This is a genomic window from Collinsella sp. AM09-41 (genome assembly GCF_003473245.1).
Taxonomy (GTDB): Bacteria; Actinomycetota; Coriobacteriia; order Coriobacteriales; family Coriobacteriaceae; genus Collinsella.
On the sequence record NZ_QRMJ01000001.1, the window covers coordinates 95456 to 118045 of the forward strand.

Consider the following 22590-nt stretch of genomic DNA (forward strand, 5'->3'; position numbering starts at 1 on the left):
CACAGGGTCTATTCGAGGATAGTTTCCTGCGCCTCCAGCCCACCTCATGGCCGCCAAAACCCATTCAGCAACAGCTACCGCACATTTTGACATCAGCCAAACACCACTCACGGAGCTGTACTCCGCTATCACCGAACCAAAATCAGAGTCGAGTCCCTTAAAAATCAAAATAACGTACCCTCATTTCAATGAACTCCGACAAGAACGGCATTTACATGAGCACCGTCACGCATCAATACGCCCTCATCGGGGGTACGCTATTCCAATTCAAGAAAACCGTCGCCCATGTATCGGAGCCGCACAGCCAAATCGTCATCTGCGGCAACGGTCCAGACATCCGTTACGCAACACTGGAAGAATGGGAGAAAGCTGGCGAATCTTTCGATAGACGGGCACAGGTCGAAGGAATCGTCACCAGTGCGAGCCCAGCGCGCGACAAACTGGAACTCTTTCGCAATCTCTTTACTGGCCGCAAAGATGTTTACGCTCATGGGTACCGCAGAAAAGACGGGGGCATCGGCTATACACCCGCCTGCGCAAATGAATGGAAGGCAAGCATTTGCCCCAAAGTAAATCGTCAGAAAACCAAATGCGCGGAATGCGGCAACCGCATCTTCCCCAAGCTGAGCGATGCCGCGATCATCGCCCATTTCAAAGGCAACGACGACAGGCTCCGAGACGTCATAGGTCAATACGTTCTCGATAGTGACAGTAACACAAAAGTCCTGGTCATCGACTTTGACGGAGCCGATTGGAAAGAAGCGACAAACGCCATTCGGCTTGTCGCAAAAAACCATGGGATCGATGCTGCAGTCGAGCGATCGAGATCAGGTAACGGCGCACATGTCTGGTTTTTCTTCCTAGAGCTCACCAGCGCAAAGATCGCACGAGAATTTGGAAGCAGCCTTATCACCGAAGCGGCGGCGCTCAACAAGACAATCACCTTTGAAGCTTTTGACCGGATGCTGCCCGCGCAGTCCACCATTCCTGAGGGCGGCTTCGGAAATCTCATAGCACTGCCTTTTCAAGGAAAAGCGCAGCGAAAAGGGAACAGTGTATTTGTTGACGAGCAATTTGAGCCCTTTCCCGATCAATGGCTTTACCTTTCACAAATTCAGCTGGTTCCACATGCAACGGTGCAAAATCTAATCGAAAGCATCGACAATAAACCGCATGGAATATCAGCTGCAGTGGCGGGAAACACCGCCGCGCCACATTCTCAGAGGCCGCGAAAGCGGCTTCCGCTCACGCTGCAGGACTTCCCGTCATCGCTACCCGTCACGCAAGCCGATATGCTCTACATAACCGAAAGATCTCTGAGCCCGGCCGCCCAGATGGAGGTTCGCAGGCTTGCAACATTTGCCAACCCGGAATTCTTCCGTGCCCAATCAATGCACCAATCAGTATTTGGCAAACCGCGGTACATAGACCTCAGTGAACTTAGAGATGGCTGCGTTGCGATTCCCAGAGGCTGTAAAGCTCAACTCGAGCGGCTGCTTCAAGAAGCCGGCGCTTCTGCTCACTATTCAGACAAGCGCATGTCGGGCAATCCAATTGTGATGACATTTAAAGGGGCTCTTCGCCCTGAACAGCAAATTGCCGCCGAACAGATGCTCAACTATGAAGACGGGATCATGTCCGCGCCGACGGGTTTCGGGAAAACCGTCATTGGGGCCTATCTTATTGCTGCCATCGGTCTTCCAACGCTTGTCATCGTTCCCAAGACTGCGCTCATTGCCCAATGGAAATCCCAGCTCGAACGGTTTATCGACATTACGGATAACAGAAAGCCAGTTCGAACCCCAAAAGGACGAATCAGTAAAAGGCAGCCTCCGCTCATTGGCCAAATCGGAGGAGGCAAAACCACCATAAGCCATCTCATCGACATTGCTTCATTCCAGTCTCTGTCCAGCAAGGACCCCCAGACCGGAGAACCAATAGCCAAGGAGTTCGTTCGTGATTACGGCCTCATCATCTGTGATGAATGTCACCATGCAGCCGCACCACAGCTTGAGCTCGTCCTCAAATCCGCTCCAGCCAAATATGTATACGGCCTTTCCGCGACGCCCGAACGCTCGGACGGACTCACGCGAGCACTCTCAATGCTCTGCGGCCCGCTTCGCCATGTCATTGATCCAAAAACGCAAGCAATCCAACAGGGAATTCAGCGCGTTGTTAGGCCGCGTTTTACCGGAGTTCGACTACCCGCCTACGAACCAGGGGCGTCCTTTAATCAAGTTCTCGATCTCCTGTGTGCGCACACAGCGAGAAACGAAGCAATTGTCGACGATGCCCTCGAGACCGCGTCAAACGGTCGACATCCGCTTGTGCTATCCAAAAGGAAAAAACATGCCGAAGAGCTATGTAGGCTGCTTCAAAGCCGCGGACACGAACCTATACTCTTAACCGGAGAAATCGACGCCAAAGAAAGAAAGGCAATACTGAACAGCCTTCCCGGCTTCGAGCATGAGCATCGAATTATCATCGCAACCGAAGGCCTTCTGGGCGAGGGTTTCGACCTGTCTTACCTTGACACTCTGCTCATTGCCACACCGATATCTTGGGACGGCAGCATAACGCAGCAGGCAGGCAGGCTACATAGAAGTCACGAGGGCAAGCAGCGGGTTGAGATATTCGACTATGTTGATTTGTCGATACCCATGCTCGCGCACATGTACCAGAAGAGACTCAAGACCTACGCCAAGCTGGGGTATGAAGTCTTTGCAGCAAATGACAACAAACGGGCCGATCAAAACATCCTCGTTAGGCCGGCAAGGGCCGTGGAGGCCTTAGCGGATGACATCGAGCGCGCAACGAAAAGCATTTTTATTGCCGCGCCCTACGCATCCGCTGCATGCCTCGCAAAGCTCGCTGCCGTACTCACAGGCGCCGCCGCCCGTGGGATTGCCCTTGAGATTTCAATTGCCTCGACTCCGCACAATGACGTGAAAGCGAGTTTTACCGAGATGAACGTCGACTATTCCATCAAAGCCGAAGGGCGCCTGCGCGCGTCAGTAATTGACGAGGAAACCGTCTGGTACGGAACTATCCCGTTACTGGCCTTTCCTAAGAAAGAGGACTGCAGCATCCGTTTCAAAAGCAGCGAAGTTGCAGCCGAGCTTTTAAGCGAAATCCAGCGAAGAGGAGAACTGGAGGTCGCAGCCACGAACGGGACGTCTCCAACAGTTACGGTGGAATAGGGGCTGTTTTAGCCAATCGGCCGCGAATCAATCCCTATTTCCCCGCGAAGCATAAGCGAGCAATCAGCCCTGCGGGCCCTGAAATAACTCCTCATGCGAGCCCATTCTCACCAGTCGGATCACAGGATTAGTCTTATGCGGCAAGTACAGAACGACCACATCGACCAAGCCATCGGATAGATGGAAATCGATGTGGCCGTTGTAATTGCCGCCCGGGTTTGAAAGCTCATGGGCGCCATATTCCGCGGGAAGCGAGCCGCGAGCTGCAAGCTCTGCGACTGCTGCCTTAAACTCGGTTTTTAGCTGCGGATGGATGCGCATCGTCCGTTTGTAATCCGCCTTAAACTGAGCCTCGACTTTAATCTCAAACATCGCTAGTCCTCATCGAGGAATGATATAAGCTCATCAGCGTTATTGAATGACGGGCTGTCGTCTGGCAGAATCCCCAACTCATGAGCCTCGGCAATCACCATGGCGCGCCTCGTCGCCTCGTTGGGAACTTCGGGCCGACCCACAATCTCAAACGGAATCTTTCGCTGATTTACCAGCTGCCGAACAGCAAGGTTCAGATACGAATTGAGACTCAGACCAACCGTATCCAAGAACTCAGTCGCCTGTTCCTTGAGCCCCTCTTCGATGCGAACCGTCGTAGGCTTAACCGTTGCAGTAGACATACGCGACCTCCTCGCTCTCGTCTTTTGCATCAGTATACCCAATTTAGAAGGCAGGCTGATGCTAAATAGCATCAGCCTGCCTTCTCATCACTACAACGACAGGCACGCTCGCCCTACATCAGCCCGCTCAGGGCGATATCGACGGCCTCGTTGAGGTCGTCGGTAATGTGCACCAGCTCCGGATCGAGCGGGCTGATCATACCGGTGTCCATCACCGGGCCATTAAGCCAGTCGAACAGGCCCCGCCAGTACTCGGTGCCCACCAAAACGAGCGGCATGCGCTTAACCTTGTGCGTCTGCACCAGCGTGAGCACCTCGAACATCTCGTCGAGCGTACCAAAACCACCGGGAAACACGATGGCGCCCGAGCTGTATTTGACGAACATGGTCTTGCGCACAAAGAAGTAACGGAAGTCCATACCGAGGTTCACGTATTTGTTGAGCCCGTGCTCGTGCGGAAGCTCGATACCCAAGCCGACCGACTTGCCGTTCGCGCTCGCCGCTCCCCTGTTGGCCGCCTCCATGACGCCGGGACCACCGCCGGTGATAACCGCCACGCCGCGCTGGGCGATTTTACGACCGACCGTACGCGCCGCCTTGTAGAGCGGATCGGTCTTGGGCGTGCGGGCACTGCCGAAGATGGTCACCGCAGGACCAAGCTCGGCAAGCGCGCCAAAGCCATCGACAAACTCGGCCTGAATGCGCAGCACGCGCCAGGGGTCGGCATGCAACCAGTCGGTCGAGTCCTCGGGCGCCAGCAGGTTGGCGTAGGTGTTGTCCTTAGGAATCATGGGGCCGCGCATGACCACGGGGCCGCGTCGGTACGTCTCGTCGTAGGCCGGCTCGCCCTCGACGTTCTCATTCTTAATCAAGGGTACTCCTATCGAGAAAAAGAAAAGCGAGCGGGGTCGACGCCATGCGTCAAACACCCGCCCGAACATCAACTATTCGGTATGGTACCCACGATGCATCATGCGCTTGCAAGGCATCGGTCAGCGGTCGCGGCTCTTAGTAGTCCACCGCCGCAGGGCTGTTCATCCAGTCGCTCACAAACGCGCCGTAGCGGCCCTCGATAATGGCCTGGCGGGCGCGCTGCATAAGGTTGAGCAGGTAGTAGATGTTGTGCATCGACAGCAGAATACCGCCGAGCATCTCCTTCTGCGTGACCATGTGACGGATGAGCGCGCGGCTGTAGCCGCCCGTGCACACCGGGCAGGTGCAGGTGGGGTCGATGGGGCCGTCGTCGTGCGCAAAGCGCGCGTTGCGGAAGTTAAGGCGACCTTCACTGGAGAACGCCGTACCCATGCGGCCGGTGCGCGTCGGCAGGACGCAGTCGAACATGTCGATGCCCACGCCAACGCCGCGCACGAGCGTGGTAGGGTTGCCGACGCCCATGAGGTAGCGCGGCTTGTGCTTAGGCATGTACTCGGAAACCAGCGGCGCCAGCGTCTCGAACATGGTCTCGTGGTCCTCGCCCACCGAGTAGCCGCCGATGCCGTAACCGGGGAAGTCGCCGCACTCCTCCAGATGGCGCAGCGAGCGCAGGCGCAGATCCAGGTGCATGCCGCCCTGAACGATACCAAAGAGTGCCTGGTCGTCGCGGGTATGCGCCTTATAGCAGCGCTCGGCCCACATGCTCGACAGCTCGACGGCACGCTCAACGTAAGCGCGCGTGGCGGGATAGCCCGGGCACTGGTCCAGCTGCATGCAGATGTCGGAGCCGAGCTTCATGGCGATTTCCATGTTGTCCTCGGGCGTCCAAAACACGTGGCGGCCGTCGTAATCGTTGACGATAAAGCGCACGCCCTCGTCGGTGAGCTTGACGGCATCGTTGTGGCTGAAGACCTGGAAACCGCCCGAGTCGGTGAGGATGGGGCCGTGCCAGTTCATGAACTTGTGCAGGCCGCCCAGCTCGGCGATGGTGTCCTCGCCGGGACGCATGGACAGATGATAGGTATTGGCGAGCACGATCTGGGCGCCGAGCTTCTTGACAGTCTCGGTAGGAATGCCCTTGACGTTTGCCTTGGTGCCCACGGGCATAAAAATCGGCGTCTCGATGTCGCCGTGCGGGGTGTGCAGTACGCCGGCACGCGCGTGCGTCGTCGGGTCCTCGGCGATCAGGTCGAATTTAAAAAGGTTCTGGTCCATAAACTGGAACTCCTTGGTTGCGGTTCATACGCAAACCATTATACGGGCAACCCGCAAGAAGCACCGACTCGACAGAAACTGGTGCGAGGAGGATACGGCAGGGACACGGCAAATGAGCGTGGATTTTTGGACGATTACCGGATGAGCGTGGATAATCTCCCACTTTTGCCCAAAGCACAGCCCAAAAACGGGAGATTATCCACTTTCATTCTGCGGGCACTCATTTAAGTACGTCCCCGATGAGTGGAGCTATTTACCAGCCACGGCAACGCCGATATTTTGGCAACGCCGATGTTTTGACAACGTCAGCGAGCGGTCACCAGGGCGAACAAATTGGCATGAAAAGAGGGCGGCATTGACCTTCTGGTCATGCCGCCCTCTTTGAATGACAAGTTGTCGCCCTGGTGACCGCGCAGCGTCGACCCGTTACGCGGTTTGGTAAAACCGCGTAACCCTACGGACGCTGGCCCATGCCACCCTCGAGGGTGACGGTCTCGCCGTTCATATACTTAAAGTCGGGACCGCAGAGCTGAACGACAACGCGGCCGATTTCCTTCTCGACGTCGCCGTAGTGGCCTGCCGGCGGCATGTGGACGTTGGCCTTGAACGCCTCGGGATAGGCATCCTGGAAGTTCTCGAGCGCGGCGGTCCAAGCAAGCGGGCAAACGATATTGACGTTGATGCCGTCCTTGCCCCACTCGTTGGCGGCAACGCGAGTCAGACCACGGATGCCTTCCTTGGCGGCGGCATAGCTGCACTGGCCGTAGTTGCCAAACAGGCCGGCGCCCGAAGCAAAGTTGACCACGGAGCCCTTGGTCTCCTTCAGGTGCGGATAGGCCTTCTGCATGTACAGGTAGGTGGCATACAGGCCAGAGTAAATGGCCAGGTTAAACTGATCCATGGTGTGATCGGCAATGGTCACGCCCGAGGCGCTGGCCTGAGCGTTGTTGACGACGGCGTCGATGCGACCGAACTCCTCAATGGCCTTGTCGATGACGTTCTGGACGACAGCCTCGTTGTCCTGACCAGCAGAAACATCGGCCTGAACAGGCAGAACCTTGACACCGTACTCGGCCTCGAGGGATTCCTTGGCGGCCTCGAGCTTGGCGACGTTGCGGCCGGTGATGACGAGGTTTGCGCCCTCCTTGGCAAAAGCGATATCGATGCCGTAGCCGATGGAACCAGCGGAGCCGTCCTTAAGCGTGGCCTTGCCGCCGCCGGTAACGATCACGGTCTTACCAGTGAAAAGTCCCATACAAAGTCCTTTCAAATCGCGACGGGCCTGCCCGTCGACTGCGCGCATCCAACTTCACGCGCCAAAAGCTGAAATGCAACTTTAGCGGGTTCAAGCGAAAAATAAAGCCCATGGCAGGCGAACGGCGCAACGTCTTTCGGCGAAGGGAATGTCAAGTACAAACTGGATAAAGTGGCCGAGTTTTTGCTATCGACGCGAGCCATCGAACACGTTTTGAAACTTTGCTGCAGCGCGCGGGATGTCGGCGCGAGACTTTATCATAGGGTGACAAACAACGATGAGGAGCACATGCCTATGACAGACGAGCTGGACCCCCAGACTCAACAGCATATTGATAATTCCGCAGACACCATTGACGACTGCGATACTTCCACCAGAAGCGATGGCGGCATTGATGCCGCTGTCGAGGAGGCTCCTGCCGCCGCAGACGAGGCCGCAGACGCAAATGTCGCCGCAGAGCAAGACAAAGAAGAGCAGCTAGAGCAGCCGGACCCGAGCGATACTGAGCCCAAGGCTGAGAACGCTCCGCAAGCAGCAGGCCCCATCGAGGTGTCTTCGGAAGAAGAGCTCGACGCCGTCATGGACTCCATGATGGATGCCGTCAAAGCGATGAAAGACGCTGTCGCCGATGCCGATGTCGACGCCGAGGAAGAGGAAGCTGCCGAGGCCGCCTCGACGTTTGTGCCCGGCGAGACCCCGGTTGCCGACCAGGGCAGCACCATGCCCTCGTTCCTGCAACTCGAGCACCCCACGATCGGCACCGACGCGGTCGACCCACACGCAGCGGGCTTTTCCGTGATCGAAGGCGGCACCGGCAATATCGCCGCGCCGCAGGCTACCGATGCGGACGCTGCCGACACCGCTCGCCCGACCGCCCCGCACTCCCCCGCCGCGAGCCGCGATCTGGGGACCGCCGTCTCGAACACCGCGAACGCCGTGGGCACTTTTATCGCCCAGGGCGCGTCGGCCATGCGCGAGATGAACGCCGCCAAGAAGGCACTCGCCGATGCCCGCGCCCACCTGTCCGAGCTTGAGCAGCGCATCGCCGACCAGGCAGAGGAGCTCGAGACGCGCCAGGACATCGCAGGCCGCTACGATCAGATCATCGCCGACCAGCGCCAGGCAATCGCCACGGCACAAAAGACCGCTGCGGCCGCCGAGATTGACCGCGACGCCCATGCCGCCAAAGCGACTGAGCTCAAGGGCCAGCTCGAGCAAATGAAGGCAGAGGACGATGCGACCGAGCTCCGCCTGAAGGCTGCACTCGACGCCGTGGAAGCCCGCGAGGCGAGTTCGCGCGAGACCGGCAACCGCCTGGTTCGTCGCCTTGAGGATTCCAAGCGCATCCGCGACAAAGTGAAGGCTGAGCGCGATACCGGTGTCGCCGCCGCACGACAAACTGCCGATGCTACGCGCGCACAGCTCGAGACCTTGCGTCGCGAGTATGCCGAGCTGCAGCGCAACCCTTCGGCAAATCCCGCCAATTACACCGTGCGCACCAGCGAGCTGTCTATGCAAATCTCCGACGCTGCCGACGCCCTCCGCAAGGCCGAGGAAGACATTCCGCGCGTGACCGCCGATCTTGAGCATTCACTTGCCGCCGCCGAGCAGGCCGTCGAGCAGGCTCAAGCCCCTATCGCCGACGCAAAACGCGCGCACCAAGCCGTGACGACCGAAGCCGATGCCGCGCGCGACGAGTTGCAGACGGCGAAGACTGCCGCCGCGACTCGTCAGCGCGAACTGCGCGAGAAGATCGCCGCGGAGGACAAGGCACGCCGCGACCAGGAGCAGACCATCGCCAACGCCCAAGCAGATGCCGCACATGCACAGTCGATCATCGAACAGGCGACCGAGGTGCACGACCACCCAGAGATCACTGAGTCGCTTGCAGGATCCTTGGCCCGAGACAAAGCCGAACACGCCGAAACCGAGCGCGAAGTGGCCCAGCTCGAGGCTACCGAGGATGACGTACGAGAGCGCACCCGCGACTCACGCATCAAATTCACCGGCGCCATCGTCTGCATCGTCGCCGCAATCCTGGCGATCATCCTAGTCTGGCTGTTCGCAAGCAAGTAGTCATTGGGGACGTTCTTAAACGACTAGTCAAACAAGAACGTCCCCAACGACTAGCCCAATGACGAGAGTGGATAATCTCCCACTTTGAGCCCCCAAGCAGGCCAAAAACGGGAGATTATCCACTCTCATTCTGCAGGCACTCATTTAAGTACGTCCCCAATGAGTACCTGCCGATGCTTTGGCAAAGTCAGCGAAAACGCCCCTAAGCGAGCAAGGTGACGTGAAAGAGGAGGGCATTGACCTTCTGGTCATGCCCGACGATTGAACGTCAGATTGCCGCTTAGGGGCGTTTGCAGCGTCAACTGGTTACGCGGTTCGTAGAACCGCGTAACTAACAAATGAGCATCGCGTCGCCAAAGCTGAAGAAGCGATAGCGCTCCTCGATAGCAGCGGCGTAGGCATCCATGATCTGGTCGCGGGTGGCCAGCGCGCTCACGAGCATCATGAGCGTAGAGCGCGGCACGTGGAAGTTCGTGATCAGCGCGTCGACCACGTGATAGGTCGAGCCAGGCATGAGGTAGAGCTGCGTCGTCGCGTTCTCGCGCACCACGATGTCACCGCGGCCGAGCGTGTCGGCGCCGTCCTCACGGCCTTCAAAATAACGCGCTGTCACGGCCGGATCGGACACCGGGGCATCCGCGTCAAAGGCGCTCTCGAGCGAGCGCACTGCAGTGGTGCCGACGGCGATCACGCGATGCCCCTCGGCCTTAGCCTTATGCACAGCGTCGACAACCTCCTGCGACACGTGGTAGCGCTCGGTGTGCATCACATGCTGCGTGGGATCGTCCTCCTCCACCAAACGGAAGGTATCGATGCCCACCTCGAGCTCGACGGCGGCAAACTTCGCGCCCTTGGCCTCAATGGCAGCCATAAGCTCGGGCGTAAAATGCAGACCCGCCGTAGGAGCGGCAGCCGAGTGCTCCTCCTTCATGGCGTAGACGGTCTGGTACTTCTCGGGATCGCCCTCGTAATCGGTAATGTAAGGCGGCAGCGGCACGTGGCCGGCAGCATGGATGGCCTCGTCGAGCGTGCGCGGGTCACCGGCGGCATTGCAACCGGCCGGCTCAAAACGCACCAGACGACCGCCGCGGCTATCGGTGACAAAGTCGATGACCTCGGCCATCAGCACCACGGGAGCCCCCTCGGGCGCATGGGCGCCACCGGCGCGATACTCAATCTGAGCACCGGGCTTCAGGCGCTTGCCCGGCTTGACCAGGCACTCCCAAACGTGACCCAGCGGGTCAACATCCTCGCGGCGCTTGAGCAGCAGCGTCTCGACCACACCGCCCGAGCCAGCCTTGCGACCGATAAGACGGGCCGGCATCACGCGCGTCTGGTTGATGACGAGCACATCGCCCGGCTCGATATAGTCGATGATGTCGCGGAAGATGCGGTGCTCAACGGTACCGCCATGCTCTAGCGGCGTTCCTGTCTCGGAGCCTTTGCGATCAACCACCAGCAGGCGGCAGGAGTCGCGCGGCTCGGCAGGAGCCTGGGCAATCAGTTCCTCAGGAAGGTTGTAGTCAAAATCATCGGTACGCATAGACACGTCGGATACTCCTTATATAGCTAAAGTCCGCTCTACATCCTAGCAGGCTGACGTCCCAAACGAACTACTTTTTGGCGGCTTTGCGCTCGTCGCGGATGCGGGCGCGGTCCATGGCCGCCTCGACAGCCGAGAAGCGGCAACCACAGTAGTTCTGCCGATACATGCCAAGCTCGCGCGAACGACGTGTCGCCTCGGGGTAATACGGGCGAAAATCGCGAATCACCGGGGTGAGACCGCGGGCGACAGCCAGACGCTCCAAAACATCATTGCAGGTATCGAACAGCTGATACGGCGAGACGGCGAGCGTCGTGCCCACAAACTCAAACCCGCGCTCCTGGGCCACGCGGCACGCCTCGGCCAAGCGCAGGGCATAGCACGCGCGACAGCGACGGGGTCGATCGGCGCCCAGCGGGGCCACGCCGGCCTCCCAGCGCTCGCGGTCCTCCCCCGCTTCGATGAGCTCGATGTCGCCATCGGCACACCACCGGCGTAGCTCGTCCAAGCGGCGCTGCCATTCATCGCGCGGCTGAATATTGGGGTTGGTCCAGCAAATCGTGGGTTCAAACCCCTCTTCGCGCAGCAAGCGAACCGGCTCAAGTGAGCACGGCGCACAGCAAGCGTGCAACAACAACGGCCTCATCAACATCTCCTCACCCGAAAAAGCGCACGCCAAAGGACGTATCCTCGCAGGCGACAATGCGGCGGTCGCGCAGGATGGTCCGCACGTAATACCAATCGCCCACGCAGCCCGACAAGTGCAGACCAGCCGCCAGGTAGCACAGCAGCGGATAGCCCGAGAACGCAAACCCCAGGGCAAACGCCACCGTCAAAACAACCGTCGGCGCCAGGCAAACCGCCATGTACCGCCGACGCGAATACACGACGCCCTCGGCGCAGGCATAGATCATCGCCGTCTCACGATTCGCGCCAAAGGTCACATGCGCGCCCGCAGGCGCCAGCAGCTTAAAAAACACCGCATGCACCAGCTCGTGCACGGCAAACGACGCTGCAGAAACCGCAGCCACACCGACCATCCAGCCCACGACGGTGGTCCAGCCGCCCGCCTCAGCCGCGTCCAAGTCCGCAGGCCCGCCCAACAGCATAAACACCGGCACCAGGCACACGGCAAACACCGCGATCACGGCCATCCCCCACACGAAGCAAGCGTGCAGAAAAACCTCGTCCTCAAACGCATGTATGTTGGAAATCTCATTCATAGCATCTTAGGATAGCGCCCCTGCCACGCACCCGCCCGCATGTGCGATAATGTCGAACGATATGCACGAATTGACCACCGCGCCGCCGAACCCCGTGCCCGGCCGCGCTCTTACCTATATGCGAAGGAGTCCCATGGCATCCAAATACTCCATGAACGACCGTCCCAGCTGGCCGCGCCGCGCCATCGTTACCGCCGGCGAGCCCTACGGCAACAAGGGTCTGCACTTTGGCCACGTCGGCGGCGTCTTTGTCCCGGCCGACTTCTTCGCCCGCTTCCTGCGCGACCGCCTGGGCCGCGAAAACGTCATCTTCACCTCGGGCACCGACTGCTACGGTTCGCCCATCATGGAGAGCTACCGCAAGCTCAAGGAGAACGAGGGCTACGACAAGTCCATCGGCGAGTATGTCGAGTCCAATCACTCCCGCCAGGCCGCGACCCTCAACAACTACAACATCAGCTGCGACATCTACGGCGGCTCGGGCCTTGAGCCGGCGGCCCAGATCCACAACGAGGTGACTGCCGAGATTATCGAGCGCCTGCACGAGCAGGGCACCATCTCCAAGCGCTCCACGCTGCAGTTCTACGATGCCAAGGCCGGCACGTTCCTCAACGGCCGCCAGGTCATCGGCCGCTGCCCCATCCAGGGCTGCAAGTCCGAGAAGGCTTATGCCGACGAGTGCGATCTGGGCCACCAGTTTGAGCCCGAGGAGCTCATCGCGCCCAAGAGCCAGCTCACCGGCGAGGTGCCCGAGCTGCGCCCGGTCGACAATCTCTACTTTGACCTGCCGGCCTACCTCGACTTTATGAAGACCTACACCGCCAAGCTCGCCCAGAACCCGCAGGTTCGCTCCGTGGTCTCCAAGACCATGGAGGAGTGGCTGCTGCCGGCTCAGCTCTACATCCAGAACAAGTTCCGCGAGGCCTTCGATGCCGTCGAGGACCAGCTCCCCGAGCACACCGTGCTGGAGCCCGAGGGCAACAAGAGCAGCTTTACCGTCACCTTCCCCAGCTGGAAGGAGCGCGACGACGCCCACGCGGTGCTCGCCAACGGTGGCGTGCGCTTCCGCAGCGGCAAGGCACTCGTGCCCTTCCGCATCACCGGCAACATCGACTGGGGCGTTCCGGTGCCCGAGGTCGATGGCGTCTCCGACGTCACCTGCTGGTGCTGGCCCGAGAGCCTGTGGGCGCCCATCAGCTATACGCGTACCGTGCTCGCGCGCGATGCCAAGGCCGCCGGCGTGACCGAGGGCGTCGCCGCCCAGGATGCCGCCCTCATGGGCGAGCCCGCCGCCGACTCCACGCAGGTGCCCGCACCCACCTACCAGCACAGCTCGCTCGACTGGCGCGACTGGTGGTGCTCTGACGACGCTCAGATTTACCAGTTCATCGGTCAGGACAACATCTATTTCTACTGCATCGCGCAGACCGCCATGTGGGAGGCCCTGGGCTGGGACCTCACGCAGAGCACCGTCAGCGCCTGCTACCACCTGCTCTACATGGGCAAAAAGGCCAGCTCGTCCTCGCAGACGCCTCCCCCGCCGGCAGACGACCTGCTCAACCACTACACCTGCGAGCAGATGCGCGCGCACTGGCTGTCGCTCGGCCTATCCGAAAAGCCGGTGAGCTTTAGCCCCAAGGCATACGACACGCGTGTGACCGGCAAGGACAAGGACGGCAACGAGGTACGCGCCTGCGACGACAAGCGCGTTATCGACCCGGCCCTTAAGGAGAGCGCGCTGCTGACCGGCGTGTTCAACCGTCTGGCCCGCAGCTGCTTCTACGGCGTCGCCGTCAAGGAAGGCGACGAGAGCCCCTACCGCAACGGCTGCATCCCCGCCGGTGCCGCTTCTGACACCGTGGTCGAAGCCGCCCAGCAGGCAGCCCTCGCCTTTGAGCAGGCCATGTACAAGTTCGAGACGCACCGCGCGCTTGCCGTGTGCGACGACTACCTGCGCGCCGCCAACAAGCGCTGGAGCGACGCTTCCAAGGCCGCCAACAAGCTCGAGGGTAACGAGGCAAACGCCGCGATGACGCAGGCCCTTGTCGACGCCTTTACCGAGCTGCGCGTGGCGACCGTCCTGATGCACGGTATTGTGCCGGCCGGCTGCGAGCTCATCTGCGAGTACTTCGACGTCGACCCGGTCGCTTTCTTTAGCTGGGATAACATCTTTGCCTCCACGGACGAGTTCGTGGAGATCCTGGGCGAGAAGCCCGGCGAGCACCGCGTGAAGCCGCTGCCCCCGCGCTTCGACTTCTTTAGCAAGCACGAGAGCCAGTACTAAACACTCGACATGTAATGGAATGGGAAGGAAAGACGGATGTCCAAGCCGCGTCGTCGTAAGCAGAAAAAGCAGGTCAAGGCCGAGCTCAAGCTCAGGCAGTTTGCCGCCACCGAGCTTTCCGACCAGCTTGCCGCCCTTCCCTGCGCCGCCGACCTGCCGCGCTTTATGGTCGACACGGTCGCCGGCGCCTATGCGCCCGCCGATGCCGAGCTTATGATCGAGGGCTTCGGCGCCGCGGCCACACGCCCGGTCACGCTGCGCGCCAACACGCTCAAGGCAACCGCCGAGGACATCGCCGCGGCGCTCGATGCCGCCGGCATCGCCCACCGCCCCGTCGCATGGTACCCGGACGCTTCCATCCTGCCCGAGGCCCAGGTTTCCGACCTGTGGGACCTCGACATCTACCGCGACGGCAAGATCTACTTGCAAAGTCTGTCGTCCATGATGCCGCCGTTGGTCTTGGGCGCCCAGGCCGGCGAGGACATCCTGGACATGTGCGCGGCCCCCGGCGGCAAGACGACGCAGATCGCCGCCCTCACCCAGGGCCAGGCACACCTCACCGCCTGCGAGATGAGCATTCCCCGCGCCGAGAAGCTCGAAGCCAACCTCCACCGCCAAGGCGCAAAAAACGTGCCCGTCATGCGCATCGACGCACGCGAGCTCGACGAGTTCTTCCGCTTTGACCGTATCCTGCTCGACGCTCCCTGCACCGGCACGGGCACAGTCGTCAGCGGCAACGAGAAGAGCCTGCGCGGCCTCACCGAGCAGTTGCTGAGCAGGTGCGCCCGCTCGCAGCGAGCACTTCTGGACCGCGCCATGGGAGCCCTCAAACCGGGCGGCACGCTCGTCTATTCGACTTGTTCGATCTTGCCGCAGGAAAACGAGGACGCCCTGCAAGAGGCCCTCGACAAGCACATGGACTGCGAGCTTATCCCCCTCGATGGCACGCCGAGCGAAAGTGAGGCACGCCGCGCCCAGGAAGCTGGTGAGGAGCCGCGCATCGAGTCCAACGCCCTGACCGAAGCCATTGCCGCGGGTCAGGTATCGGCCATCGCCAACGGCCTGCCCGGCACGCTCACCATTCCGCCCAGCCGCGACTTTGAGGGCTTCTACATTGCCCTGATCCGAAAACGCAGTTAGCGCACGGATCCAAAACTCAACAAGCTATCTCCGTGCGCGTTTGCCCTGCTGGTCGCGATGCTGTTTAAGCATCGTGCGCTCCTTGCGTTCGGCCCTTTTGCCCTTAATGGCCGTGACCACAAAGTAGATGACCGCGGCGGCAACAATTGCGCCCACACACAGGCCAATCGAGCCAAACATTGCTGTCAATTCCATACCGCGTCACCTCTCTTTTAAACGGGACTTTCAAGATAGCACCTCGATCCCCGCCACCACAGCTCCTTCACGTTCGCCGGCCCTTCGGTCTAACGAATTGCGTGGCGGGGAAAAATCAACTCGTCAAACGATTTAGCATTCGCAATTCCGGCTGCATCGCGCCGGCCGTCATCGCATAGAATCGAGCTTCCATGGATACCCTCAACGATCTAAATGAGCGCGTCGACGCCTTCGTCGGCACCAGCTCCTTCGACACGCCTGCCGCGGCAAACGACCAAGCCCCCATCGATGTGCCCGCCGAGGTTCACGAGGACATCGTCGCCTCGGTCGATTTCTCCGAGGTCGAGCTCGCAGACGAGTTCACCGAGCCCCAGGTAGCCGTGACCCCCAACGGACTGCTCCCCATGGAGCCGCTGCCCATCGACGGGCGTTTGCGCAAGGCGGCCCTTCGCATGCCTGACGAGATTGAGGAGGCCAGCGGCTTCACGCTCTTTGGCCGCCGCATCAAGTCGCTCATTTACACCACCGATGTCGCGGTTATCCGCAACTCCAACGCCGATGCCGTCTTTGCGGTCTACCCTTTCACGCCGCAGCCCGCCATTACGCAAGCGCTGCTGACCGTCGCCGAGTGCCCGGTCTTTGTAGGTGTGGGCGGTGGCACCACCACTGGTAAGCGCTCCGTGCAGATGGCAGCCGTCTCCGAGATGCAGGGCGCGGCGGGATGCGTGGTCAACTCCCCCGCCACCGCCGAGATGGTCGAGCACATCACCAACATCGCCGACATCCCCGTCATCGCTACGGTCGTTCGCTGCGACGACGATGCCCACGCCAAGGTGCGCGCTGGAGCCAAGATTCTCAACATCGCCGCTGGCAAGAACACGCCCCAGGTCCTACGCGAGCTGCGCAAGCACTATCCCAACCTGCCGCTCATCGCGCCGGGCGGCAAGACGCCAGAGAGCATCCGTGAAACCATCGCCGCCGGCGCCAACGCCATCATCTGGACGCCGCCTTCGGCCCAGCAGCTACAGACCGACATGATGCAGCGTTATCGCAAGATGAAGGAAGACGCCACACCTGTCATCTCGCACGACGATGTGCCCATTATCGACCAGGTCTCCGCCGCCGAGGTCAGCCAGGTCGAGAACATGAATCCCGACGTGCCGATTCCCGACGAAGTCATCGAGCGCGTCGCTTCGATCCACGAGCGCGTCGAGGAGCATCGCGCCAACCGCGGCCTCAAGCCCGCGCTGCACGGCTTCTTCTTCCGCGGAAAGAAACGCTAGCAAAACATCTTGGCCCGCCCCACAAACGTGAGGCGGGCCGTTTTCGCTTAAGCAATCATACAGCGACGTGATGGGGCAAATTAATCCACGCGCTTGTCGCCCATAAAGAAGAGCGCCACCGTACCAGGTCCGGTATGCGAGCCAATCAGAGTACCGATGTTATTAATCTCAATCTTGCCTTTAAGCTGCGGAACCTGTTCCTCAATCAGCGCCGCAACTGCCTCGGCATCCTCGCGGCACGCCGAGTGCGACATGATGCACTTACCCGAATAATCCGCACCGTCCTGCACGTGTGCCATCATAGTCTTAGCCATCTCGGAAATCGCGCGCTTCTTAGTGCGAATCTTCTCACGTGGCGACAGCTTACCTTCGCAATCGACCGTCATAAGTGGGCAAATCTTAAGCGCCGTGCCGATGATTGCGCTCGCAGCCGAAATGCGACCGCCGCGCAGGTAGCTCGACAGATCGGTCGAGAAGAACCAGTGGTGCAGGTTGAGTTTGTGCTCCTCGATCCAGGCGGCCGTCTCGTCGAGTGAAGCCCCGCTATCGCGCACGTCGGCGGCACATTCCGCCAGCAGGCCAAAGCCCGAAGACGCCGCCAACGAATCGATGACGCGCACCTTGCCGCCCTGAGGATAGCGATCCGCGAGCATCTGTGCCGCAACGCAGGCCGATCCATACGTGCCCGAAATACCCGACGACAACGTCAGGTGCAGCACGTCTTTACCCTCGGCAACAAACGGCTCCCAAAACTCCTCGTACTCACCCACGCTCACCTGAGACGTCTTGGGCATGGCGCCCGCGGCAATCTGGGCAAAAAACTCGTCCGGCGTAATCGACTGATACAGATCGTCCGTATAGACAACATCGTCGATCTCGTAATGAAAACACACGACAGGGATATTGCGCGACGCAAAGAACTCACGGGTTCGATCGGCGGCGGATTCACAGGTCAGGACAAAATCACTCATATGAGGCTCCTTAAGTATTGCTGTGCAAATTATCGCACAGCAAGCCTAAATACGATACAAATGTCCACTATTTACCAATGCGAACCATTTGTATTGATTATCTTTATCATGAACATCCCCATCCCCGCCATGGGCCAACATGGGCAAAATCACCCGCTTTGCCTCCACTCAACCGCCATATCTACCTCAACTAAATCGATTTACCAAACCGTTCAGCCGACAATTCAGCCGCCGGCGCAAAATCGAAACAAAGCCGGCGCATACTGGTAAACGCTTGACACTGTTTTATCAGTTTTACCAACCATATCGGAAGGTGTTTCATGGTCGCATTCGATCGCAATCCGCAAGACTTCAAGTATCTGCGCCTGCTGTCGAGACAGTTTCCCACCGAGCAATCCGCGTTTACCGAGATCATCAATCTCTCGGCCATCCTCAACCTGCCCAAGGGCACCGAGCACTTTATGAGCGACCTGCATGGCGAATACGAAGCCTTCATGCACATCCTCAACAACTGCTCGGGCGTCGTACGCGAGCATGTCGACGAGATCTTTGGCGACACGCTCACCTTTTATGAAAAGGGCGAGCTGTGCACGCTCATCTACTACCCGCGCGAGAAGATCGAGCTGGTCCGCAGCCAGCACGAGGACTCACCTACCTGGTATAAAACCATGCTCGACCAGCTTATTGTGGTTGCCCGCTCGCTTTCGAGCCGCTATACCCGCTCCAAGGTGCGTAAGGCCATCCCGCGCGATTACGCCTACATCATCGACGAGCTGCTGCACACGCATCCGGACGAGAACAACTATCGCGTGCGCTATCACGAGCGCATCGTGGAGTCCATTCTGGAGACCGCCAGCGCCGACGACTTTATCGAGTCGCTTGCCTCGCTCATCAAGCGCCTGGCCGTCGACCACCTGCACCTGGTGGGCGACATCTTCGACCGCGGCGGCGGCGCGGCCAAGATTATGGACCGCCTGCTCACCTACCATTCGCTCGACATCCAGTGGGGCAATCACGACCTGCTGTGGATGGGCGCCGCTGCCGGCGAGCCCGCCTGCATCGCCACGGTGCTGCGCAACAACCTGCGCTACGACAACTACGAGATTCTCGAAAACGACTATGGCATCTCGCTGCGCGAGCTTGTCGCCTTCGCCGACGCCGCCTATATCGCCGGCGAGCCCATCAGCCCGCTGATCAAAGCCATCAACGTCCTGCTCTTTAAGCTCGAGGGCCAGATTATCCAGCGTCACCCGGAGTTCGACATGGCCGACCGCCTGCTGCTCGACAAGGTCGATCACGACGCCGGCACGGTCACCCTCGCCGACGGCAGCGTATGGCCGCTCACGACCAACGACTTCCCCACCGTCGATCCGACGGACCCCTACACGCTCACACCCGAGGAGCAGCACATCATCGACAAGCTCGTGTCCGAGTTTGTCACCGCCGATCACCTACATCGCCACATCGATTTCCTCTATACCCACGGCTCCATGTATAAGGTCGCCAACGGCAACCTGCTGTTCCATGGCTGCGTGCCGCTCAACGAGGATGGTACCTTTAGCAGCATGAACTGCCTGGGCACCTGGCACGCAGGCCGCGATTATCTCGATTTTTGCGACCGCATCGCCCGCCGCGCCTGGCGCGTGGGCGACCGCGACGCCCTCGACTGGATGTGGTACCTGTGGATCGGCTTTAACTCACCCGCCAGCGGACGCCTGGTGCGTACCTTTGAGCGCGCCTATATCGCCGATAAGAGCACCTGGGTCGAGCCGATGGACCCGTACTTTACGCTAACCAAGTCGCCCTCGGTCTGCGACGACATCATGCGCGAGTTCGGCGTTGCCCCCATGGCCTGTTCGCCGACCGGTCACATCATCAATGGCCATACGCCCGTCAAGACTACCAAGGGCGAGCAGCCCATCCGCGCCAACGGCAAGCTGCTGGTCATCGATGGCGGTTTCTGCCGCGCCTACCACCCCAAGACGGGCATCGCCGGCTACACGCTCATCTCGAGCTCGCGCGGATGCCGCCTCAAGTCGCACCAGGCCTTTACCACCGTTGCCGAGGCGCTCACCCGCAATATCGATATCGAGAGCGAGACCAACCGCTTTGACGAGGCCGACCGCCGCCGCATGGTAAGCGACACCGATACGGGTGCCAAGATCCGCAGCCAGATCCAGGACCTACGCCAACTGCTCGATGCATATAGAAACGGTGCTATCGAGGAGCGCGCCTAGCTCCACCCGTGGGGATTGGCTAAACTTGCTGAGTTCATCATCCCCGCGGCGCCCCGGCGCAATCCTAAGGCAGGTACCATGCAAAAGCTCCTTGCGCAGATCATGAAGTTTGGCGTCGTCGGCGTCGTCGCCACGGTCATCGACTTTGGCATCATGAATCTGCTCCACTACGGTCTGGGCCTTAACATCCTGATCGCCAACACCAGCGGCTTTATCGTCTCGCTCATCTTTAACTACGTCGCGAGCATGAAGTACGTGTTTGCACACAAGGAGGGCATGAGTCGCCGCCGCGAGTTCATTATCTTTGTCGTGCTGTCCGTGATCGGCTTGGCGCTCAACGACGGTATCGTGCTGGCGCTCAACGCCGGTCTGGGGCTCGAGGCCAATATCGCCAAGATTTGCGCCACCGCACTGGTCATGGTCTACAACTTTGTGACCCGAAAGATCTTCCTGGAGGGCGAGGAGACCAAATAGCTCGGCCTCCTCGTTGCACTACGGGGCCCACGAACGACGTGCGTCGAGCGCTGCGTTGTTCGTGGGCCTTGTTCGTTTACGGGCAAATTTGGCACGTTTGCGGATTGTCTCTTGCAAATTTGGCGAGTTCGTATAGTTCTTGGCAAAGACCTTACGTTTCCCATGCAAAAGCTCTAAAGTATCCTCTGCTCGATTCGTCAACGCATTGGATGTGATTACGTGCGCAAGGCACTGGCACAACCTCATACTAAGCAATTCCTCAAGTTCGCTGTCGTGGGCCTTATCTCCTTTGGCATCGACTGGGGCATGCTGATTGCGCTCGTCGAGCTGTTCCATCTCGACTTTTTGATGAGCACCACAGTCTCGTTTACCACCTCCGTCGTGGTTAACTACTGGCTCAGCATGAAGTACGTGTTCGACCATCGCGAGGGCATGAGCCGCAAGCGCGAGTTTACGATCTTCACCATCCTGTCGGTAATTGGTCTGGGTCTCAACGACCTGTACATGTTTGTGGGCGTCACGTTTTTGAGCATCGGCTACCAGGCCATGAAGGCAATCGCAACGTTCTTGGTCACCTGGTACAACTACTTTAGCCGTCGCTTATTCCTCGAGGGCGCGCAGTCGTAGACGGCCCAACATAATCTCGCTTCGCAGCCGGTTGGAATTCACGTTCCAACCGGCTTTTTGTTTACAGAGTCTGCCGCGGAAGGCGTACGAGGCGGGCTACAGTGCATGAATGGGACGCAGTTTCCCTATGAGCGCCGTTCCGGAAAGTGCATCCCAGATTGCAGCCTCAGAATGGGACACAGCTTCCGCAACGCCGTCCTAGCGGAAACTGTGTCCCGGAATTCGCCTTCAGAGTGGGATGCAATTTCCGGTTGAGCCTCGATTGGGAAACGACGTCCCATTCGCATGAAAACGGGCGGCTCGGATGTTGGTCCGAACTGCCCGTCTGGCGCGCTATGTCGAGGCCTCTAGCCCGTTACGTAATACCACACGACGTTGGCGCCATTAGGGAGAACGTAGTTACTGCAGGCCGTCATGGGCGCTGTGCCGTTAACGGAGTACATCCAGCCGCTCTTGCCGCCATGCTCCATCTCGGCCAAACCGCCAATGGCGGCAACATACGTTCCGTACGACGTGCCGCGCGCATTCACGGAAAGCCCTAGGGCGCACAGAGCATCGTAGGCCGTAGCGCCCTCGTTAAAGGTGAAGGTGCCACTAGAAGACACAGGATTGCCCACGGCGCTCGATGTGACCGAAACCGTCACCGTGACGTAGCCAGGCTGCTGCGAGCCGCCCTGATTGCCAGCAGAGGCGCTGCCGCTGTTGGATGCAGACCCACCGCCAGACACCGAGCCGCCGCCCGAAGAAGAGCCGTCAGAAGAACTCGATCCACCGGCGGATTCGGAGCCATGTCCGGCAGACACGTTGCTGGACTTCTTCCCGCCCTTGCCTTCGGACTTCTTCTCCTTCGAATCCTTTTTTGAGTCCTTGTCCGAGGATTCGGAAGCGTCCTTGGAATCAGATTCATCCGAGTCCTTCGACCCGTCCTTCGCATTGTCCGAAGATTTGGAGTCCTTGGACGCAACCTTACCCGAAGCGGTAGTCGAGCCGGAAACCGACGCATCCTTGGCAACGATGCTCTCCCCCGTCACGGTCTCGACAATCCAATCGATGGACCAGGCACCGCTGACGGAAGGGTAAACAAAGCCCAGCGAGACGACAATCAGCGCAATGCAGACGGCTGTCAGAACACCAACAAGCGCCTTGCGCCGCGAGGCGGGCGCCACCGAAGCGGCGCCCTTTTGCTTTGTATCGTCAAGCTGGATGAACGACGAGTCGGGCTGCTTGGACTCGGCGTCCTGAGGCTTATTGGACACAGCC

General features: G+C 59.8%; 19 protein-coding genes. 8 read left to right on the forward strand and 11 right to left on the reverse strand.

Features of this window, described 5'->3' with window-relative positions; translation table 11 throughout:
- Positions 1-215: 215 nt before the first annotated feature.
- Positions 216-3200, forward strand: coding sequence for a DEAD/DEAH box helicase family protein (locus DW112_RS00450; RefSeq protein WP_158551272.1), 2985 nt, complete (start codon positions 216-218; stop codon positions 3198-3200).
- A gap of 63 nt (positions 3201-3263) precedes the next feature.
- Here DW112_RS00450 and DW112_RS00455 read toward each other — a convergent pair whose 3' ends face one another.
- The 5 genes from DW112_RS00455 to DW112_RS00475 form a co-directional block, all read right to left on the reverse strand.
- Positions 3264-3572 carry a type II toxin-antitoxin system YafQ family toxin gene (locus DW112_RS00455; protein WP_117637301.1) on the reverse strand — a complete coding sequence of 103 codons (309 nt, stop codon included), beginning with the start codon at positions 3570-3572 and terminating at the stop codon, positions 3264-3266.
- 2 nt (positions 3573-3574) lie between these two features.
- Positions 3575-3874 carry a type II toxin-antitoxin system RelB/DinJ family antitoxin gene (locus tag DW112_RS00460; RefSeq protein WP_117637361.1) on the reverse strand — a complete coding sequence of 100 codons (300 nt, stop codon included), beginning with the start codon at positions 3872-3874 and terminating at the stop codon, positions 3575-3577.
- Between the two features lie 113 nt (positions 3875-3987).
- Complete coding sequence (locus DW112_RS00465) at positions 3988-4677, reverse strand: TIGR00730 family Rossman fold protein (RefSeq protein ID WP_369831358.1); 690 nt, start codon at positions 4675-4677, stop codon at positions 3988-3990.
- A gap of 205 nt (positions 4678-4882) precedes the next feature.
- Positions 4883-6022 carry a tRNA guanosine(34) transglycosylase Tgt gene (gene tgt, locus DW112_RS00470; RefSeq protein ID WP_055250876.1) on the reverse strand — a complete coding sequence of 380 codons (1140 nt, stop codon included), beginning with the start codon at positions 6020-6022 and terminating at the stop codon, positions 4883-4885.
- 454 nt (positions 6023-6476) lie between these two features.
- Positions 6477-7277, reverse strand: coding sequence for an SDR family NAD(P)-dependent oxidoreductase (locus DW112_RS00475; RefSeq protein ID WP_006235414.1), 801 nt, complete (start codon positions 7275-7277; stop codon positions 6477-6479).
- A gap of 294 nt (positions 7278-7571) precedes the next feature.
- Between DW112_RS00475 and DW112_RS00480 the strand changes: the two genes are divergently transcribed.
- Positions 7572-9353, forward strand: a complete 1782-nt coding sequence (locus DW112_RS00480) for a hypothetical protein (protein ID WP_118328121.1) — start codon at positions 7572-7574, stop codon at positions 9351-9353.
- Positions 9354-9684: 331 nt separating this feature from the next.
- Here the strand turns inward: DW112_RS00480 and queA are convergent, their stop codons facing one another.
- The 3 genes from queA to DW112_RS00495 all read right to left on the reverse strand — a co-directional run bounded on the left by queA (position 9685) and on the right by DW112_RS00495 (position 12119).
- Complete coding sequence (queA, locus tag DW112_RS00485) at positions 9685-10896, reverse strand: tRNA preQ1(34) S-adenosylmethionine ribosyltransferase-isomerase QueA (RefSeq protein WP_118065101.1); 1212 nt, start codon at positions 10894-10896, stop codon at positions 9685-9687.
- Between the two features lie 70 nt (positions 10897-10966).
- Positions 10967-11542: an epoxyqueuosine reductase QueH gene (locus tag DW112_RS00490; protein ID WP_118065103.1), complete on the reverse strand. Its 576-nt coding sequence runs from the start codon at positions 11540-11542 to the stop codon at positions 10967-10969.
- Positions 11543-11552: 10 nt separating this feature from the next.
- Positions 11553-12119, reverse strand: a complete 567-nt coding sequence (locus DW112_RS00495) for a DUF3267 domain-containing protein (protein WP_117758769.1) — start codon at positions 12117-12119, stop codon at positions 11553-11555.
- 133 nt (positions 12120-12252) lie between these two features.
- Here DW112_RS00495 and DW112_RS00500 point away from each other — a divergent pair, with 133 nt between their 5' ends.
- Both DW112_RS00500 and DW112_RS00505 read left to right on the forward strand, forming a co-directional pair.
- The gene (locus DW112_RS00500; RefSeq protein ID WP_055250885.1) at positions 12253-14403 is read left to right on the forward strand and encodes a methionine--tRNA ligase; all 2151 of its coding nucleotides are present in this window, start codon (positions 12253-12255) and stop codon (positions 14401-14403) included.
- Positions 14404-14439: 36 nt separating this feature from the next.
- Positions 14440-15543, forward strand: a complete 1104-nt coding sequence (locus tag DW112_RS00505) for an RsmB/NOP family class I SAM-dependent RNA methyltransferase (RefSeq protein ID WP_117564476.1) — start codon at positions 14440-14442, stop codon at positions 15541-15543.
- Positions 15544-15567: 24 nt separating this feature from the next.
- Here DW112_RS00505 and DW112_RS09915 read toward each other — a convergent pair whose 3' ends face one another.
- On the reverse strand, positions 15568-15738 hold the full coding sequence (locus DW112_RS09915; RefSeq protein WP_158551274.1) for a hypothetical protein: 171 nt from the start codon (positions 15736-15738) through the stop codon (positions 15568-15570).
- Positions 15739-15929: 191 nt separating this feature from the next.
- Here DW112_RS09915 and DW112_RS00510 point away from each other — a divergent pair, with 191 nt between their 5' ends.
- The gene (locus tag DW112_RS00510) at positions 15930-17021 is read left to right on the forward strand and encodes a hypothetical protein (protein WP_118065105.1); all 1092 of its coding nucleotides are present in this window, start codon (positions 15930-15932) and stop codon (positions 17019-17021) included.
- An 80-nt stretch (positions 17022-17101) separates the two neighbouring features.
- Here DW112_RS00510 and DW112_RS00515 read toward each other — a convergent pair whose 3' ends face one another.
- Entirely contained in the window at positions 17102-17992 is an 891-nt protein-coding gene (locus DW112_RS00515) for a DegV family protein (protein ID WP_117634925.1), read from the reverse strand.
- Positions 17993-18312: 320 nt separating this feature from the next.
- Between DW112_RS00515 and DW112_RS00520 the strand changes: the two genes are divergently transcribed.
- The 3 genes from DW112_RS00520 to DW112_RS00530 all read left to right on the forward strand — a co-directional run bounded on the left by DW112_RS00520 (position 18313) and on the right by DW112_RS00530 (position 21330).
- Positions 18313-20229 (forward strand): fructose-1,6-bisphosphatase, encoded by a 1917-nt coding sequence (locus DW112_RS00520; protein ID WP_118065107.1) that lies wholly within the window; start codon positions 18313-18315, stop codon positions 20227-20229.
- Positions 20230-20307: 78 nt separating this feature from the next.
- A complete protein-coding gene (locus DW112_RS00525) occupies positions 20308-20703 on the forward strand; it encodes a GtrA family protein (protein WP_117655839.1) in 396 nt (131 codons plus the stop codon).
- 219 nt (positions 20704-20922) lie between these two features.
- Positions 20923-21330 carry a GtrA family protein gene (locus tag DW112_RS00530; protein WP_117842626.1) on the forward strand — a complete coding sequence of 136 codons (408 nt, stop codon included), beginning with the start codon at positions 20923-20925 and terminating at the stop codon, positions 21328-21330.
- 347 nt (positions 21331-21677) lie between these two features.
- Here the strand turns inward: DW112_RS00530 and DW112_RS00535 are convergent, their stop codons facing one another.
- On the reverse strand, positions 21678-22586 hold the full coding sequence (locus tag DW112_RS00535) for a DUF4430 domain-containing protein (RefSeq protein ID WP_233503144.1): 909 nt from the start codon (positions 22584-22586) through the stop codon (positions 21678-21680).
- Between the last annotated feature and the right edge of the window lie 4 nt (positions 22587-22590).